The organism is Streptomyces millisiae (assembly GCF_031845425.1).
GTDB lineage: Bacteria > Actinomycetota > Actinomycetes > Streptomycetales > Streptomycetaceae > Streptomyces > Streptomyces millisiae.
In genome coordinates this window covers 45,179-60,756 of the sequence record NZ_JAVREM010000013.1, presented here as the reverse complement: position 1 = coordinate 60,756, position 15,578 = coordinate 45,179, and the positions used below count along the sequence as shown (strand labels likewise).

The 15,578-nt window shown below is 74.0% G+C and carries 20 protein-coding genes; 5 read left to right on the top strand and 15 right to left on the bottom strand.

Annotation, left to right across the window (positions count from 1 at the left end; genetic code table 11):
- The first annotated feature begins 11 nt into the window (after window positions 1–11).
- Window positions 12–323, top strand: coding sequence for a helix-turn-helix domain-containing protein (locus RNC47_RS13630; RefSeq protein ID WP_311598643.1), 312 nt, complete (start codon window positions 12–14; stop codon window positions 321–323).
- A gap of 9 nt (window positions 324–332) precedes the next feature.
- On the opposite strand, the gene RNC47_RS13625 is transcribed toward RNC47_RS13630, so the two are convergent.
- On the bottom strand, window positions 333–635 hold the full coding sequence (locus RNC47_RS13625) for a hypothetical protein (RefSeq protein ID WP_311598642.1): 303 nt from the start codon (window positions 633–635) through the stop codon (window positions 333–335).
- A gap of 121 nt (window positions 636–756) precedes the next feature.
- Between RNC47_RS13625 and RNC47_RS13620 the strand changes: the two genes are divergently transcribed.
- Genes RNC47_RS13620 through RNC47_RS13610 form a run of 3 tightly spaced genes read left to right on the top strand, consistent with a single transcriptional unit; the run spans window position 757 to window position 2,190 of the window.
- Complete coding sequence (locus RNC47_RS13620) at window positions 757–1,701, top strand: helix-turn-helix domain-containing protein (protein ID WP_394814777.1); 945 nt, start codon at window positions 757–759, stop codon at window positions 1,699–1,701.
- The gene (locus RNC47_RS37625) at window positions 1,664–1,774 is read left to right on the top strand and encodes a DUF397 domain-containing protein (RefSeq protein WP_394814776.1); all 111 of its coding nucleotides are present in this window, start codon (window positions 1,664–1,666) and stop codon (window positions 1,772–1,774) included. The genes RNC47_RS13620 and RNC47_RS37625 overlap by 38 nt, the downstream gene beginning before the upstream one ends.
- A gap of 47 nt (window positions 1,775–1,821) precedes the next feature.
- Window positions 1,822–2,190, top strand: a complete 369-nt coding sequence (locus RNC47_RS13610) for an ankyrin repeat domain-containing protein (RefSeq protein WP_394814782.1) — start codon at window positions 1,822–1,824, stop codon at window positions 2,188–2,190.
- Here RNC47_RS13610 and RNC47_RS13605 read toward each other — a convergent pair.
- Entirely contained in the window at window positions 2,178–2,555 is a 378-nt protein-coding gene (locus RNC47_RS13605; RefSeq protein WP_311598639.1) for a nuclear transport factor 2 family protein, read from the bottom strand. The two genes, RNC47_RS13610 and RNC47_RS13605, sit on opposite strands and share 13 nt — an antisense overlap.
- A 105-nt stretch (window positions 2,556–2,660) precedes the next feature.
- Between RNC47_RS13605 and RNC47_RS13600 the strand changes: the two genes are divergently transcribed.
- Window positions 2,661–3,794 carry an amidohydrolase family protein gene (locus tag RNC47_RS13600; protein ID WP_311598638.1) on the top strand — a complete coding sequence of 378 codons (1,134 nt, stop codon included), beginning with the start codon at window positions 2,661–2,663 and terminating at the stop codon, window positions 3,792–3,794.
- On the opposite strand, the gene RNC47_RS13595 is transcribed toward RNC47_RS13600, so the two are convergent.
- From RNC47_RS13595 to RNC47_RS13535, 13 genes are all read right to left on the bottom strand, one after another.
- Window positions 3,791–4,813, bottom strand: coding sequence for an NADase-type glycan-binding domain-containing protein (locus RNC47_RS13595; protein WP_311598637.1), 1,023 nt, complete (start codon window positions 4,811–4,813; stop codon window positions 3,791–3,793). The two genes, RNC47_RS13600 and RNC47_RS13595, sit on opposite strands and share 4 nt — an antisense overlap.
- Window positions 4,810–5,370 carry a phage tail protein gene (locus tag RNC47_RS13590; RefSeq protein WP_311598636.1) on the bottom strand — a complete coding sequence of 187 codons (561 nt, stop codon included), beginning with the start codon at window positions 5,368–5,370 and terminating at the stop codon, window positions 4,810–4,812. The genes RNC47_RS13595 and RNC47_RS13590 overlap by 4 nt, the downstream gene beginning before the upstream one ends.
- Window positions 5,370–7,334 carry a putative baseplate assembly protein gene (locus RNC47_RS13585; RefSeq protein ID WP_311598635.1) on the bottom strand — a complete coding sequence of 655 codons (1,965 nt, stop codon included), beginning with the start codon at window positions 7,332–7,334 and terminating at the stop codon, window positions 5,370–5,372. The genes RNC47_RS13590 and RNC47_RS13585 overlap by 1 nt, the downstream gene beginning before the upstream one ends.
- A complete protein-coding gene (locus RNC47_RS13580; protein WP_311598634.1) occupies window positions 7,331–7,768 on the bottom strand; it encodes a GPW/gp25 family protein in 438 nt (145 codons plus the stop codon). Before RNC47_RS13580 ends, RNC47_RS13585 begins: the two co-directional genes overlap by 4 nt.
- Before the next feature lie 5 nt (window positions 7,769–7,773).
- Entirely contained in the window at window positions 7,774–8,049 is a 276-nt protein-coding gene (locus RNC47_RS13575; RefSeq protein WP_311598633.1) for a PAAR domain-containing protein, read from the bottom strand.
- A 15-nt stretch (window positions 8,050–8,064) separates the two neighbouring features.
- Window positions 8,065–9,936, bottom strand: coding sequence for a VgrG-related protein (locus RNC47_RS13570; RefSeq protein WP_311598632.1), 1,872 nt, complete (start codon window positions 9,934–9,936; stop codon window positions 8,065–8,067).
- Between the two features lie 7 nt (window positions 9,937–9,943).
- A complete protein-coding gene (locus RNC47_RS13565) occupies window positions 9,944–10,693 on the bottom strand; it encodes a CIS tube protein (RefSeq protein ID WP_311598631.1) in 750 nt (249 codons plus the stop codon).
- A gap of 3 nt (window positions 10,694–10,696) precedes the next feature.
- Entirely contained in the window at window positions 10,697–11,128 is a 432-nt protein-coding gene (locus RNC47_RS13560; protein ID WP_311598630.1) for a phage tail protein, read from the bottom strand.
- A 17-nt stretch (window positions 11,129–11,145) separates the two neighbouring features.
- Entirely contained in the window at window positions 11,146–12,693 is a 1,548-nt protein-coding gene (locus tag RNC47_RS13555) for a hypothetical protein (RefSeq protein ID WP_311598629.1), read from the bottom strand.
- A 131-nt stretch (window positions 12,694–12,824) separates the two neighbouring features.
- Entirely contained in the window at window positions 12,825–12,974 is a 150-nt protein-coding gene (locus RNC47_RS13550; RefSeq protein WP_311598628.1) for a DUF6760 family protein, read from the bottom strand.
- Complete coding sequence (locus tag RNC47_RS13545; protein WP_311598627.1) at window positions 12,971–13,441, bottom strand: hypothetical protein; 471 nt, start codon at window positions 13,439–13,441, stop codon at window positions 12,971–12,973. The genes RNC47_RS13550 and RNC47_RS13545 overlap by 4 nt, the downstream gene beginning before the upstream one ends.
- Complete coding sequence (locus tag RNC47_RS13540; RefSeq protein WP_311598626.1) at window positions 13,441–13,887, bottom strand: phage tail protein; 447 nt, start codon at window positions 13,885–13,887, stop codon at window positions 13,441–13,443. The genes RNC47_RS13545 and RNC47_RS13540 overlap by 1 nt, the downstream gene beginning before the upstream one ends.
- A 60-nt stretch (window positions 13,888–13,947) precedes the next feature.
- Window positions 13,948–15,510, bottom strand: a complete 1,563-nt coding sequence (locus tag RNC47_RS13535) for a phage tail sheath subtilisin-like domain-containing protein (RefSeq protein WP_311598625.1) — start codon at window positions 15,508–15,510, stop codon at window positions 13,948–13,950.
- Window positions 15,511–15,578: the final 68 nt, after the last annotated feature.

The following is a 15,578-nucleotide window of genomic DNA, read 5'->3' as shown; positions in this document are numbered from 1 at the left end:
GCAGAGGCGGGATGAACCACAACCAGTGGAAGGCGCGCCGTACCGCACGCCTCCTCGGTGAAGCGGTGCGGGACAGCCCGGAGTACGACCGCGTGTACGAGGAGGCGGGGCTGGCCCGCGAGTTGGGACAGCTCGTCTTCGACAGGCGTACGGCGCTCGGTCTGTCGCAAACGGAGCTGGCCGAACGGTGTGTGATGAAGCAGCCGCAGATCTCCCGCATCGAGGGCGGTGGGACCGTGCCCACCATCCCGCTACTGCGTCGGCTGGCCCGCGCCTTGGATGCGGAACTCATTATCGATCTCACTCCCAAGAACGCCGCATAAGAGCGCGCCTCATCGTGGATCCAGGCCGCTCTTGCGCGCGCGGTTCTGCTCGCTGCGGGCGTTCGCCTCGCGGACGAGGGTGTGGAGGTCCGGCCGTGGCTCCGGTGGCCTCGCCGTGCGGAGGGTGGCCAGCAGGCGGCGGGCCGTCGGGACGCGGCAGGTGCCGAGCCAGATGAGTTGTGCCGACCACTCCGGCGGGTCGATGTCCAACTCGGCGAGCGGCATCAGCGCGGGCAGTCGCACGCCGTGCCGGTCGAGTTCCCGGCGCAGTTCGCCGCACAGGAGATAGAGGTCGGACTTTACCGGCTCCACAGATAATCACCCTCCGGGGTCCTTTGTTCGCCGTACGCGACCGAGAATGGCCGAACCGACCTAACCTCTCCAAGGGGGGAGCGGATTACCTCGAACCGCCGTAACAGAGGGGCGTGACGCCATGGCCAATGAAATCGACCCCAGCGACTCGATGGGCGCGTTGTACGGGACCCGGCTGCGCCGGTATCGCCTCGAAGCCGGTTGGACTCAGGGCGACCTGGGCTTCCGGGCGCACGTCGTCCAGTCCCGCATCAACCAGCTGGAGCGAGCGACGGGGGCCAAGCCGACGCTCGAACTGTCGAAGAAGCTGGACGAGTTGCTGAACACGGACGGCCTGCTCGCCGAACTCACGCCGCACGTGCGGCGCGAGGCGTTCCCGGACTGGGCGCAGGAACATCTGCGGCAGGAAGGCCTGGCCGTGTCGGTGCGGGCGTATATGAACAGCGTCTTCCACGGGCTTCTTCAGACCCGGTCCTACGCTCGAACGCTGTTGAGTCAGTACCCACTGCTCGCCTCTGCGGAGGAGTTGGAGGTGCGGTTGACGGCACGCCTGGAGCGGCAGGCGCGACTCGCCGACCCGAAACTCCGCCAGTTCTGTGTGGTGCTGGACGAGGCGGTGCTGATGCGACCTGTGGGTGGATCGGCGACCATGCGCGAGCAGTGCGCACGATTGCTGCATGTGGCGAAGGATCCGCGCTTCGTTTTCCAGGTGCTGCCCTTTGCGGCAGGTGAGCACCCGGTCGTCGGTGGTTCATTGACGCTCCTCACCTTGCCGGACCAGCGAGAGTCGGCTTACGTGGAGGGCTCACAATCCGGCCGGCTCTACGAGGAAAAGCGGGAGGTGCAGCAGTATCAGAGGGCATACGATCAGATCCGGGCGCAGTCGCTGCCCCCGCATCTTTCGCTCGAACTGATCCAGTCCGTCATGGAGGGCCGTTATGGCGCAGCGCGCGTCCCAAGTGGTACTCAACGCCGTCGCCTGGCGCAGAAGCAGTCGCAGCAACGAGGCCGGTGGGCAGTGCGTCGAGGTGGCGGACGGCGTTCCCGGCGTGATGCCGGTGCGTGACAGCAAGGTCCCGCATGGCCCCGTGTTGGTGATTCCGGCCGCCGCGTGGGCCGCGTTCGTGCGGTCGGCGTGAATCGGCGGCGGCGGGAGAAGGGTGCGAGGCGGCTGGTCGTGGCGGCCATGTTGGGGGAACCGGCCGTCGTGCGGCGGTTGTTGCGGGCCGGGGTGAGTCCGGAGGCCAGCGACGCCGACGGGATGACCGCGTTGTACGCGGCGGCCGTGCACGGCGACGCCGTGTCCGTGCGGCTCCTCCTGGAGGCCGGCGCGGCGCCGGATCGGGAGAGCGCGGGGGAGGGGTCCGAGGGGACCCCGCTGTGTGCCGCCGCGAGTTGGGGGCATGCCGACGTGGTGCGGGAGCTGCTGGCGCACGGCGCCGACCCGACGCTGCGCGAGGACGGCGGCACGGGCCTCACGCCGCTGGAGTGGGCGCGGCGCCAGCCGGATCCGCATCCCGAGACCGAGGCGCTGCTGGCCGGTCAGACCCGCTGAACGTACGGCGCCCGCCACTCCGGGGACGGGTCCGAGCCGAGCTCGCTCCAGTACTCCCGGGCCCGGGCGATCCTGCCCTCCCTGACCGACCAGAACGACGCCACCCGGTGCACCCCCATGCCGGTGTGCGGGACCTCGACCTCGGAGACGACCTCGTCGCCGTGCGCGACGATGCGGAGCACCCGGATTGTCCACCCCTCGGGGTACTCGGCGTTGATCCGCACGTAGTTCTCCCGGCCCAGGATGCGCTCGCCGCTGACCGGCCACTCCACCACCAGGTCCTCGGCGAGCAGCTCGCCGACCCCCGCCCAGTCCCTCGCCTGCATGCGGTCCCACAGGCCCCGAACCACCTCAGCTGACTCCATGCCCGCATCCTGGCAGGCGCCTCTGACAGTCGCCCCGGAGCGGGAGTCGTCGCAGGTCAGTGCGAACATGAGCCGGTGACTCGTACTCTCTTCGCTTCAGGTTCCGTGTTCGACGTGGTCTCCGGGGAGGTCTGGGGGACCGATGTCGTGGTGGAGGGGAACCGGATCGTCGCCGTGGGGCGGGGGCTCGACGGGGACGAGGTCGTGGACTGCTCGGGGTCGCTGCTGGTGCCGGGGTTCATCGACTGCCACACGCACGTCGGCCTGACCGAGACCATGAAGGACTCCTTCGGCCTGGCGCGTTCGGTGCGGCCGCTGTCCGCCGTGCCGGTGCTGCGGACCCTGCTCGGGCTCGGGATCACCACGGTCCGGGACGCCTGGGGCGCCGACGCCGGGATGCGGCTCGCCGTTGAGCGGGGCTGGATCGAGGGTCCCGAGATCCTGGTCTCGCTGCGGCAGGTGTGCACCACCGGCGGCATCGGCGACCACTGGTCGCCGCGCGTCGGGGACGTCGACTTCTTCGGCGATCCGGCCATGCCGGAGCCGGTGTTCGACGGGCCGGTCGAGGCGCGGGCGGTGGTGCGGCGGATGGTGCGGGCCGGCGCCGACTGGATCAAGGTGACGGCCACCGGCTCGATGAAGTTGGCGCGCGGCGTGCACGACGTGCAGCTCACGCCGGGTGAGATGGCGGCGCTGGTCGACGAGGCGACCCGGCAGGGCGGCCGGGGCGTGATGGTGCACGCGCACGGCGCGCGGGCCGCCGAGATGGCGGCGCGGGCCGGGGCGCGCTCCGTCGAGCACGGCACGTACCTGGACGAGGCGGCCGTGGGCGCCATGGCGGAGGCCGGTACGTGGCTGGTGCCGACGCTCTCCGTGTCGCAGAGCGCGCCCGACCAGGTGCCGGCGGAGGCGGCCGAGGCGCACCGGCGCGCGGTGAAGCTGGCCGTCGACGCCGGGGTGCCGATCGCGATGGGCACCGACAACCCGGTCCGCCCGCACGGCGAGGCGCTGCGCGAGATCGCGCACCTGTCGGCCGCCGGCCTCGGCCACGTCGGCGCGCTGCGCGCCGCCACGATCGACGCCGCGCGGCTGCTGCGGCTCCAGGACGACCGCGGCGAGATAGCCGCCGGCAAGCGGGCCGACCTGGTGCTGCTCTCCGGCGTCGGCCTCGACCCGGCCACGCTGGAGTCCCGCATCCGAGGGGTGTGGCGGGGCGGCCGCCGCGTCGCGGGTGGCTAGTGCCGGCCGAAGAACTCCACCTCCGCCACGGCCAGGTGGTGGTCGGCGTCCTCGCCGTAGCCCGCCTCGACGGTGAGCGTCACGGACACCACGTCCGACGCGCTCACCTCGAAGGTCTGCGGGCCCGGCTCGTCCCGCAGGTCGATCTCCTCCCGGGTCTCACCGCCGTCCGCGTCGACGATGGTGAGGGCGATGACGGCGGGCCTGGCCTGGTCGATGAACTCGTCCCGGTTGGCCGAGCTGCCCGGGGTGACGATCAGCGAACGCAGGTTCACCGCCTCGGCGAACCGGGCCTGGAGGTACTCGCCGGCGGCCTGCCCTGGTTCGGCCGGCGCCCAGTAGCGGTTGTCCAGGCCGTCGAAGGCCGCGCCCGCCGGATGGTCCGGCGCCTCGCTCGACGCGCCGGCCTCGTCCGGGTGCAGCGCCTCCGGGTCCGACGTGCGGTCCCGCACGTCGTCGAAGAGGCCGACGAGTTGGTCCCGGCCCAGCCAGGCCGCCACCGCGAGCACCACCAGCAGCACCGGCCACCACGGCACCCGGCGGCGCGCCCGGTGCTCCGGCCGGCTGCCGGCGGCCAGCCGGTCCTGCCGTGAGCGGCGCCCGAAGAGCCGCCGCCACCAGGGGAGTCGGCCGGCGGGCCCGGGGGAGGCGGGCGGTCGGTCGGGCGCGGCCAGCGGTACGCCGCAGCGCCGGCACAGCGTGCGGTCCAGCGGGTTCGCGGCCCGGCAGTGCGGGCAGTTCGTGGTGGGCGCGTCCGCCGCGTCCGCCGCCGGTGGCGGCGTCGGAGCGGGCGCGGGCGGCTCGCCCGGGCCGTGCTCGGGGCCGTCCTCCACCTCGCCGTCCGGATCGCCGGGCCGACGCAGCCCGACGGGGGCCGGGTCCGGTTCGGGTACCGGCACCGGTTCCGGCGCGGGGCGTTCATCGCCGGCCGCCGGTTCCTCCCACTCCAGGAACGCCTGACAGGAGGCGCAGAACCGGGCGCCCGCCGCGTTGCGGTGCCCGCAGTCGGGACAGGTCACGACGGTTCGCCCCCCGCACCGTCGGGCAGGATCTCCAGCCGGTACGCCACATGCGCCGGCACCTCGGCCGCGACCAGCCGTTCGAGCCGCGCCCGGTCGAACCGCGCCGGGTCCGCCACCCGCAGCCGCACCCGCACCCACGGCCGGCCCGAGCCCGGCAGCGGCCCGCCGGGCTCCGCCGACCAGCCGGTGCCGCCGCTCTCGGTGATCTCGGGATCCACGCCGGTCTCGAGTCGCACCGCCGCCGCGAGCCCCGCCACGGTGCCGCGCAGCCGGTGGCGCACCACCGCCCCGGACACCACCGCCCGCCGCTGGGTCACCGGCCGGTCCTGGTCCACCTCCGCCGCCACCCAGCCGGCGAGCCAGGCCAGGAAGTCCTCGGGGGCGGTCCTCGGATGCAGGTGGGCGGGCAGGTTGTCCAACGTCAGCAGCACCGGCGCCAGCACCTCGTCCAGCGCCGAGAGGAACCGCCGCAGGAAGTCGTCGTCGCCGTAGACCGCCGGCAGCCGGTGGACCAGCGGGTGCGGGGAACGCAGCCCCGGAACCGTGCCGCGCATCAGCCCGCCTCCCGTACCCGCAGCTGGTGCTCGTAGGAGAACACCAGCGCGTGCGGCCCGAGTTCGATCCTGGTGTGCGGCTCGGAACGCTCCCCGGTCACCGGGTCGGCCGCGAACAGCCGCACGTCCTCCACGAGATCGACGCCCGGCACCCGTTGCAGCACGGCGAACACCTCGCCGGAGTGCACCGGCCGCCCGAACGGCCAGCCCTGCCCTTCGGGGCCGCCCGTCAGCGGGTTGAAGTAGCCGTAGAGCGCGGTCAACGCCGCCTCCCGCAGCCGCGGCGCGGACTCCGCGTGCCCGGCCCGCACCGTGGCGACGACGGTCACGCCCTGGTAGAACGGCGGCTCCACCACCACCCGGGCGCCGATCGGACGCCGCTCCTCCAGGTGCGCCGCGATCCGCGCCAGCGTCTCGTCCGGCGGGATCAGCTCCTCGAACCGCACCCGGCCCGTCGCGTCGCTCCGTCCCGCCGGCACCACCAACAGCCGTACGGCGCCGGCCCGTTCGACGTCGGCCTCGTCGTCGCCCGCCGGCACGCACTTCACCCGGGCGGCGTCCGGCGCCTCCTCGCGCGCCAACTGCTCGTAGTCGTGCGGCACCACCGCCCGGTGCAGCGTCCGCAACGTCATCGGGCCCCGCACCCGGGCGTTGTCGACGGTCTCGCCGTCGACCCCGCCCAGCGCGGCCCGGCGGTTCTCCACCCGCGCCACGAACGGCAGCGAGCTGCGCAGCACCCGCAGCGCGCCCCGCGCCACGTTCCCCCGCCGCCCGCCGCCGGTGCGGTAGGCGCGCACCCGGATCGGCGCGCCTTGCGGCGGCACCGCCCCGTACGCCCGCACCGAGCCGTCGGCCTCCCGCACCGCGGGACCGAACTCCACCTCGCCGGAGTTCGGGTCGAGCGTGATGTGCCGGTCCTGGACCGTGGAGTGCGCGAAGTTGGCCACCCGGGTCCACGGCACCCAGCCCACGCCCTCCCCGACCTCCACGACGAACGGCTCCTCGCCCTGCGTCACCGGTGGCCTGGCCACCCGGAACCGCTGCCCCGGCTGCCCCTCCGACAGGCCGAGGACCTCCTCCCTGACGGTCTCCGCGTGCGCGGCCTCCACCGTGCCGCCGATGGTGAACGCCGAGACCCGGCGCACCGTCGGCGACGCCACATACGTCGGCTGGTCCTGCGCGGCCCGCACCAGCCGGCACCGCACCCAGCCGCCCGACTGCCGCGCCACCACCGAGGCGGCGTGCTCGCGCGGCACGTGCAGGATCACCTCGCCCGCCTTGTTGAAGCCGCCGGTGTCGTCCTTCTCCACCGCGCAGGGCGCCCAGCCGTGGCCGTCCCACGCCTCCCACACCACCGGCGGGCGGCGCGGATCGACGCCCACGCCGTCCACCCGGCTGTCCATCCGCAGCACCAGCGCGCAGCCCGGCACCGGTCCCGACAGGCCGAAGTAGAGGCAGTCCCCGGGCGCCGGGTTCGCGTTGAAGCACGGCACGTCCCGGCCGAGCGCCAGCTCCTCCGAGCGGTCCACGGCGTCGCCGGTGGCCGTCCAGGTCGCCAGGTGCGTCAACGCGCACGGCACGACCGACAGATCTCGGCTCGTGGTGAAGACGACCGCCTCCTCGGTCTCGGTGCGCACCGTCGCCACCTCCGTGCCGGCACGCACCCGCACCGCCTCCGGCTGCGGCGCCGACAGCCAGAACGTGACCTCCGTGGTGGCCGCCGTCGGCGGGTAGAGCCGCACCCCGATCAGGTCGAGGAAGGCCAGGTAGTTCTTGTCCGGGACGCGGTTCAGCCGGTAGAGGAGCTGGTCCACCATGGTGGCGAACGCCTCGATCAGCGTGACGCCCGGATCGTGCACGTTGTGGTCGGTCCACTCCGGGCAGCGCTGCTGCACGAGGCGCTTCGCCTCGTCCACCAGGCCCTGGAAGCGGCGGTCGTCCAGGTTCGGTCCCGGCAACGTCATGACGCGCCCTCCTCAGCACCGCCCGAGTCCTCCGGGTCCTCGTGCCGTGGGATCACATAGAACGGGAAGACCAGGTTGCGCGGGTCGTTGGCGCCGCGCACCGCGTAGCCGATGTCGATGTACAGCACCCCGCGGTCCGCCTCGTCGAACCGGACCGCCACCTCCGTCACGTCGATCCGCGGCTCCCACCGCTCCAGCGCGAGCCGCACCTCGTAGGCCAGCTGCCCCGCGGTGCCCGCGTCTGCGGGCGCGAAGACGTAGTCGTTGAGCGGGCAGCCGAACTCCGGGCGCATCTCCCGCTCGCCCGGCGTGGTGGTGAGGATCAGCCGGATCGCCTCCTCGATCTCCCGCTCGCCGCGCACCAGGGCGATGCCGCCGGTGGCGTCCGTGCGCGGCGGGAACGCCCAGCCGGCGCCGACGAACTGCTCCGCCACGCCCCTCACCCGCCGATCAGCACGGTCGGGCAGCCGGCCGTGATCGGCGAGCCGCATCCCGCCGCGTCGCCCACCCGGGCCGCCGGCTGGCCGCCGATCAGCACGGTCGCGCTGCCCGGCCCCCGGATCGGGGACGGCGGGTGCGCGGCCGGCGAGGAACACTGGTGCGCGGTGCCCACGGTGGCGGCGGGCTGGCCGCCGACGAGCACGCTCGGCACCCCGGGCCCCACGACGACCCCCGGATGGCCGGTCGGATCGCCGACCCGAGCCGCTGCTGGCATGGTGTGCAGCTCCTCTCAGTTGATGTGCACCAGGGGCGCGTTGACGGTCAGCGCGCTGCCGCCGCGCAGCTCGGTGCGGGTGGCGCCGTTGACCGTCACCTGGTTGCCCCGCACCTCGACGACGCCGCCCGAGGCCAGCGTCAGCGCGCCGTTGCCGCCGTTCACCTCGACGCCGCCGCGCGCGGTCAGCCGCACCGCGTTCCCGGTGAGCTCCAGCGTTCCGCCGCCGGCGTCCAGCACCACGCCCTCGCCGCTGACCGACACCTGCCGGGCGGCCTCGATCCGCACCGTGCCGTCGCTGGAGACCACGATCTCCGTGGCGGTGCGGTCCAGGTTGATGGTGAGCTTGCCGTCCCCGGTGAGCAGCCGCACGCCCTGCGCCCCGCCCGCCGCGTCCAGCAGCTCGACCTTGTTGCCGCCCTTGGAGGCCAGCGCCCGCCGGTTGACGGCGCCGGAGGTCGGATCCACCGCCTCGCCGCCAGCGGCACCGCCGGCCGCCGGTTTGTCCTGCCCGTTGAAGAGCCCCGCCAGCACGTAGGGACGGTCCAGGTGGCCCTGCTCGAAGCCGACCAGCACCTCGTCGCCGACCTCCGGGATGAACGCCTCCCCGCCGCCGGTGCCCGACGCCTGGGCCGTGCGCGCCCAGTCGCTGGCGTACTCGTCCGACAGCCAGGGGAAGCGCACCTTCACCCGGCCGAGCCCCTCCGGGTCCTTGGTGTCGGTGACCGTGCCGTTGGCCAGGCCCGCGCACCGCCCGCCGCCGGTCCCGTGACCGCCGTTCCCGGTGCCGCCGCCGGTGAGGCCGAACAGCGAACGCTCCTGCTGCCCGGAGACGGTCAGCCACGTCTCGTACCCGCGCACCGGGTCGAAGACGTGCCGCGAGGACGTGACCGTGTACCGGCCCTCGAACGGCGCCCCCACGCCCGCCAACGTCACCGCGCCGCCCGCCCGCACCGAGGGGTTGCCCCGCACCACCGCCTCCAACTCGGCGAACGCGCCCGCGATCCGGGCCGCCAGCGACTCGGCCGCCTGGTCCACCTCCGCCTGACTGCCGTACGGCGCGTCCGTCACCGCGAGCGCCGCCGCGCCGAACGCGCCGGCCACCTCCGCCGGCGTGGTGCCGACGTCCAGCGTCGCCGCGCGGTCCGCCTGGGCCCGGCCGACCAGCGGCTGCTTGGCGCGCACGTCCCAGCCCCGCACCTCGACCGCCGAGACCTGCTCGGCGGCGCTCACCCCGGCGCGGCAGCGCAGCAGGTTGTCGCCCATCTCCAGCACCAGCGGGTCCTGCCGGGCCCGCGCCGAGGGGTCCGGCGCCGCCCCTGCCCCGGTCGGCCTGGCGACGTGCAACTCGCCGTCGACCACGTACAGTTGCGCGCCCGCCTCCGCCGTCAGGCCGCGCAGGAACTCCCAGTCGCTGACGTTGGGCTGCGCCACGTGCTCCAGCACCGGCCCCGCCACGTCCATCCGCCCCGGCTTCAACCCGGCCCGGCGGGCCACCTGGACGCAGATGTCGGTCAGCGTCATGTTCTGGTAGCTGGCCACCGTCCGCCCCCGGAACAACCGGTGCGAGTCGTCCAGGCCACGCACGATGGTGAAGGTGCCGGTCTCGTCGATCTCCACCTCCAACGCCGTGACGCTGCCGGTCAACAGCGGCTCGGGCGCGGGACCGCCGTCGGCGCTGGCCAGCAGCCGCGCCTCGGTGCCGATGGCGACGCCCGCCTGGGCCAGCAGCGTGCGGCTGGGGTCGCGGAAGCGCAGCACGAACAGGTCGGGCAGCGTGCGGCTGTCGTCCACATACGCCTCCACCAGCGTGTTCGCCAACGCCGGCGGCAGCGGCCGGCCGGCGAACTCCACCGTCAACGCCTTGGCGACGCTCTCGTTGACCACCGCCGCCTCACCGCCCCAACTCGTCGAGCGCCGGCAACAACAGCTCCCGGCCGTGCGCCAACCGCATCGGGTCGTCGATGCCGTTGGCCTCCGCGATCACCCGCCAGGCCGCCGGATCGCCGTACTCACGCCACGCCAGGTGCGGCAACGTGTCCCCGGCCCGCACCCGGTGCACGCGCCGCGCCTGCCGGGCGCCGGAGGTCGGGTTCTGCCCGGGCGTCTCGCCGCTGATCTCCTCGACCGTCACCTGACAGGTGGCGCGTATCGGCACGCCGGAGGTGGTGAAGAGGGTGTACTTCGCCTGCACCTGGCTCACATAGCCCGGAAAGCCGGTCAGCCCGCCCCAGTGGAACACCACCCACGGCGGCGACGCCCGCCGCTGCTGGCGGCTCTCCGCCGTGGGCACGCAGCACGCCAGCAACCGCTCGACGGCCGTCACGACGCTGGAGTCCTGGCTGTCGCTGGCGTCGAAGAACATCTCCACCGTCAACTTGCTGGGCTGCGGCCCCTGGTACTCGGGCGGGCCCGCGCTCTTGGCGCCCTTCGCGGCGCTCCGCTTCCACTGCGCCGCCTTGGTCAGGCTCACCTCCTTCGGGTTGAACTGGAAGTCGATCCGCCCGCACGGCCCGCCGGGCGTCAGGCTGCCGCCGGCGGGCGGCGTGCGCAGCTCCAGGTAGGCGTGCTCCAGCTTGGGCCGGGACCCGGCCGCCGTCGCGCCGCTGCTGCCGGCCGCGGTGAACGCCACGGGTGAGGTCACGGGTCAGCCCTCCATCACGTAGCCGTGGTGGGCGATCTCGATCGTCTCGATCGCCACCTTGGGGGAGTCGGGGCTGAACGAGGGCCCGGTCCACCGCACCGGCACCACCTCCAGCAGGCCCCACTGGGCGACCCGCGTGCCGTCGCCGGTCCTGGCCTCGATGTGCGCGGTCTTGCGGCTGAAGCCGGTGGTCATGCTCGCGAACCACTGCGCGACCTTCTCGGTCTCGCGCGTCAACGGCCGGGTCAGCTTGACGTTGGAGTACTTCAGGCGGGTGGGCAGCTGCCACAGGTGCCCGTTGTTGCCGCCCTCCTCGCGCTGCTCCAGCACCACCTCGCAGCCCAGGCCCTCGCAGGTGTTGAACGAGCCGAGCTCGATCCCGTCGATGGTGACGACGAAGCAGACGCTGACCGCCGGATCGTCGGTGACCGCCATGCCGTGCTCCTCTTCTCTCAGTGCCTGGTGTCGATCAGGAACCCGGCACGCTCGCGCTCCAGCCGCAACTCCGCCCTGAGCAGGCGGCTCAGCGGCGCGAACAGCGCGCGGACCAACTCGTCGCTGACCGGCGGCGCGCCGGACGGCCCACCGGACGGTGCGCCGTCCTGGCCCGCGGCACCCGCCTCCGGCGTGGCGGCCGGGGGCACGGACGCGGCGGCGGCCGCCGGGTCGCCCACCCCGGCCGTGGACTCCGCGCCCGGTGGCTCCGGCGGGGGCGCCGGCAGCGGTTCGGGCGGTGGCTCGGGCGGTGGTTCGGGTGCGGTGGGCGGGTCCGCCTGCTCCTGCCGCTGTACGGCCGGGGCGTGGAACACCACCGAGCCGTCCGGCATCCGCCGCGCCACGCCGGCGGCCACGGCCACCGCCCCCGCGTCCAGCGGCGCGGCGGCGGTGGGCGTCGCACGCTGCACGGACATGGGCGTGGGTGTGGGCGCGGGCATGGACGGGGGCGGCGCGGGGCCGGTTCGGGCCGCGGTGGTGGGGGGAACGGCGGTCCGCTGCACCGGGGTCGCCGGCGCGGCGGGGGAGTCCCCGGGAGCCGCCCAGCGCACCGGCACCACCCGCAGCTCCGGTGCTGGCCCGGCGGGTGGTGCCGGCCGCCCGGCCTCCGGCGGTGGCGCGGGCGCGGAGAACAGCGGCAGCGACCGCTGGGCGACGAGCGGCGCCAGCGGGCCGGCGGGCACGGGCACCCGGGCCGGCTCGCCGGGGGTGGCCGGGGCGCGTTGCAGCGGCACGGGGGGACGGTGGACCGACGGCTCGGGTGGCGCCGCCGCCTCCGGGAGGGGCAGCGGATCGTCGCCCAGCAGCGGGCGTGACGCAGGCACCGGCTGCTCGGGTCCGGACTCCGGCACCGGCTCGGGCCCGGACTCGGTCGGCGGCTCCGGCGCGGTGTGCGGCTCCGGCACGGGGGACGAGGAGGGGCCGCCGGTGTCGGCGGCGGGCCTCCGTTGGGCGGTGGGCGGCAGCCCGGCGAGCGGGCGGCCCAGGCCGAAGCCGCCCGGCGGGCGGGCCGGTTCCGGCGGCTCGGCCGCGACCACCCGCTGCACCGGCCGGCTCTCCCCGGCCACGCTCGTGTCCGGCAGGACCGGTGTCGCCGGGGACGGTGGTTCGGGCGTCGCGAGGACGTCGGCCCGCACCGGTGAGAGCCGGCGTCGCCCCCACGTCTCCGACGGCGACGCCGACGCCGAGGTCAGCGGTCCGAACCGGGGCGGTGGCTCGGCGGCCACCACCCGTTGCACCGGTCGCCCCTCGGGAGCGGCGGGCGGGGCGGAGAAGTGACGCCGACGCGGGGCGGGCAGCCCCTCGTCCACCTCCCGGCTCACCGCCGGCGGCGCCTGGCTCGGCTCGGCGACGCCGTGTACCAGCCCGGACGGCGCCTCGGGACCGACCAGATGGCCGAGCGTCCCGGTCAGCGCCGCGTTCCGCCAGGTCCCGAGCGAGCCGCGGAACCCGCCGGGGTCGACCACCAGACCGAGCTCGCCGACCGTGCGCTGGAGCGGCGGCACCTCCCGCCACCCCGGCGACGTCGGCGACTCGGGCGCAGGCTCGGGCGCCGGCGCGGTCCGCCCGTCGCCCCCGCCGTCGTCTCCCCGCGCACGTCCGCGCCCGAGCCCGCCGAGCCAGGACAGCCACCCCATCAGCCCCGCGCCCCGTTCAGGCGGGCTATCTGCTCCACGTACCGCAGCCGGTCGGCGTGTTCGAGGTCGAGGATCTCGTCGAGCGACCAGTGGAAGTGGTAGGCGAGGTACGCGACCTCCTCATGGATCCGGTCGGCCGCGTACGTCACGATTCCCCCAGGCGACCACCGGCGCCACCGGCCAGGTCCACCGCGAAGCTCTCCTGGCAGGCCGGGCAGGTGACCGAGGCGCGGGTGTGCCCCTCGGCGTTGATCCGCCGGTAGAAGTCCTGCAGGAACGCCAGGTCGGACGCGAACAGGTCCTCGACGACCCCCGGGTGCACGTCCTCGACCGTGCCCAGCCTGGTGATCACCCGGGAGATCAACACCACGGACAGATAGGCCGCGTTCTCCCGCACCCGGTCGTCCCGCAGCGGCACCAGCTCGTCCCTGGCCGTCGCGAGACGCATCACGCCGTGCCGGTGCACGGTGCCGGAGCCGTCGACGTAGCCGCGGGGCAGCTCGAACGGGAACTCCGTCCGCAGCGGCTCGGGTTCGGCGCCACCCGGGGAGGCGGCGGCGGGCGGGGCCGCGGCGACGGTCGCGGTCGCCGAGCCGCCCGAGATCGCGCGCCGCATTACAGCTCGACTTCCATGCTCTCGTACGTGATCGCCAGCTTCTCCGTGAGCACGGAGGTGTCACCCGCCTTGAGCGTGCTGATCTCCAGCGACTTGGGCCAGGCGTTGATCAGCTTGTACCGCTTGATCGGGATGCCCTCGAAGTCGTAGACGATGACCGAGCCGTTGCGCCGGGCGTTGGTCATCTGCCCGAACCGGGAGTCCCTGATCCACCGCTCGAAACTGTTGTCCTCGGTCAGGCCGCGGGTCACCGTGACCTCGCCCGCCTTCGGCCGCCCCGGCAGCTTCTTGATGGCGAACCTGCCGTCGGCCGTGTTCTGCTTCAGCTCGATGACGTCCTGTTCCATCTTCAGCCCGCTCACCTCGGTGATCTGCCGGATGAGGACGCTGTCGAACTCCAGGCCGAAGGAATGCCCGACGGAACTGTCGAGCTCTGGGAGCGGCATGGCAATCTCCTTGTCTCAGTGCCTCACTGGGGCCACGCGTCGCCGCGCGCCCGCCGACGGTCACTCGTCGACGGCGCTGGTGCCCGCCGAGAGCTGCGCGAGCCGGAACACCACGAACTCCGCGGGCTTGACCGGTGCCACGCCCACCTCGCAGACGACCTGGCCCGCGTCGATGCTCTCGGGCGGGTTGGTCTCGCGGTCGCACTTGACGTAGAACGCCTCGTCCGGGGTGAGCCCGAAGAGCGCGCCCTTGCGCCACTCGTTGACCAGGAACGCCGAGACGGTGCGGCGGACGCGGGCCCACAGGGCGTCGTCGTTGGGTTCGAAGACCACCCACTGGGTGCCCGCCAGGATCGACTCCTCCAGGTAGTTGAAGAGGCGTCGCACGTTGAGGTAGCGCCAGGCCGGATCGGCGGACAGCGTGCGCGCGCCCCAGACCCGGATGCCACGCCCGGGGAAGGCCCGCACGCAGTTCACCCCGACGGGGTTCAGCAGGTCGTGCTCGCCCTTGGTGAGCTGCGTCTGCAACCCGACCACGCCGCGCACCACCTCGTTCGCAGGGGCCTTGTGCACCCCGCGCGTCTCGTCGTTGCGCGCCCAGATCCCGGCGATGTGGCCACTCGGCGGCACGAAGGCGTTCCGGCCCCGCGAGCGGTCGAAGACCTCGAGCCACGGGTAGTACAGCGCGGCGTACTTCGAGTCGAACGCGGTCGTCTCCATCCGCCACGCCCGCACCTGCTGCGGGCTGAGGCCCGGCGGCGTGTCGAGGATCGCGATGCGGTCGCCCATCGCGTCGCAGTGCGTGATGAGCCCCTGTTGCACGGCGATCACGGTCCCCAGGTCCAGCGCGCCGCGCTCGTAGGCGCTCATCAGGTCGGGCGCGGCGACCATGGTGATCTGCTCGACGGCCTCCAGGCCGCCGAATCCGGTCCGCTGGTCGGGGTCGCCGACGTATGTCTCGGCCGACAGCGTCGCCGGCAGCGCGCCACCCGGCGCACCACCTGCCGCGGCGACCGGAGCGGCGCCGGCCAGCGTCACCGTCTGGGCCTCGGGACGGTCGGGCGCGGCGCCCCTGCCCGGGCCCTCGACCACGATGACCCGGGACGTGGCCTTCACCCGCGTCACGACGTTGTCCTTGCTCCGCCTCGTCGTCACGCCCTCGAAGGTCTCGACGACCTCGCCGCCACGCCGCACGACCAGCGTGAAGGTGTCCGCCGGCGCGTCCTCGCCGGCGGGGCCCGCCGGATCGGCCACCTCGACGGAGATCTCGCCGGTGACCCCGGGCAACGCCCGCACGGTGTACGGCCCGAGCCGCGCCTGTGCGGAACCGGTGCCGGCGCCCGTGTCCTCGGCCCCCGGCTCGGCGCCGATCCGCACCACGTAGCAGATCCCGCCCCCGTTGGCGAAGAAGCCGAAGACGGACGAGGCGAGGTACGTCCCGTCCACGAAGCCACCGAAGACGCTGCCGAACTGCGACCAGTTGGTGATCAGCGTGGGCTCGTTGAACGGCCCCTTCTCCGCGAAGCCGATGAAGGCGGCGACTGAGGTCCCCACCCCTTCGATCGGCCGTGACCCGGACTCCACTTCCTCGATGTAGACACCCGGGGACAGATATTGCGGCATGCCACTCTCCTCGACCGGGAAACCCCAGCGATTCTTGCCGCGCCCCCGTAACCGCAGGAAGGGCGATC

Excerpts from the sequence above, each read along its gene's own strand:
- RNC47_RS13585 (WP_311598635.1), bottom strand. The coding sequence starts at position 7,334 with ATGACGTTGCCGGGACCGAACCTGGACGACCGCCGCTTCCAGGGCCTG.
- RNC47_RS13575 (WP_311598633.1), bottom strand. The coding sequence starts at position 8,049 with ATGCCAGCAGCGGCTCGGGTCGGCGATCCGACCGGCCATCCGGGGGTC.
- RNC47_RS13620 (WP_394814777.1), top strand. The coding sequence starts at position 757 with ATGGCCAATGAAATCGACCCCAGCGACTCGATGGGCGCGTTGTACGGG.
- RNC47_RS13535 (WP_311598625.1), bottom strand. The coding sequence starts at position 15,510 with ATGCCGCAATATCTGTCCCCGGGTGTCTACATCGAGGAAGTGGAGTCC.
- RNC47_RS13610 (WP_394814782.1), top strand. The coding sequence starts at position 1,822 with ATGTTGGGGGAACCGGCCGTCGTGCGGCGGTTGTTGCGGGCCGGGGTG.
- RNC47_RS13540 (WP_311598626.1), bottom strand. The coding sequence starts at position 13,887 with ATGCCGCTCCCAGAGCTCGACAGTTCCGTCGGGCATTCCTTCGGCCTG.
- RNC47_RS13630 (WP_311598643.1), top strand. The coding sequence starts at position 12 with ATGAACCACAACCAGTGGAAGGCGCGCCGTACCGCACGCCTCCTCGGT.
- RNC47_RS13590 (WP_311598636.1), bottom strand. The coding sequence starts at position 5,370 with ATGCGCGGCACGGTTCCGGGGCTGCGTTCCCCGCACCCGCTGGTCCAC.
- RNC47_RS13605 (WP_311598639.1), bottom strand. The coding sequence starts at position 2,555 with ATGGAGTCAGCTGAGGTGGTTCGGGGCCTGTGGGACCGCATGCAGGCG.
- RNC47_RS13560 (WP_311598630.1), bottom strand. The coding sequence starts at position 11,128 with ATGGCGGTCACCGACGATCCGGCGGTCAGCGTCTGCTTCGTCGTCACC.
- RNC47_RS13545 (WP_311598627.1), bottom strand. The coding sequence starts at position 13,441 with ATGCGGCGCGCGATCTCGGGCGGCTCGGCGACCGCGACCGTCGCCGCG.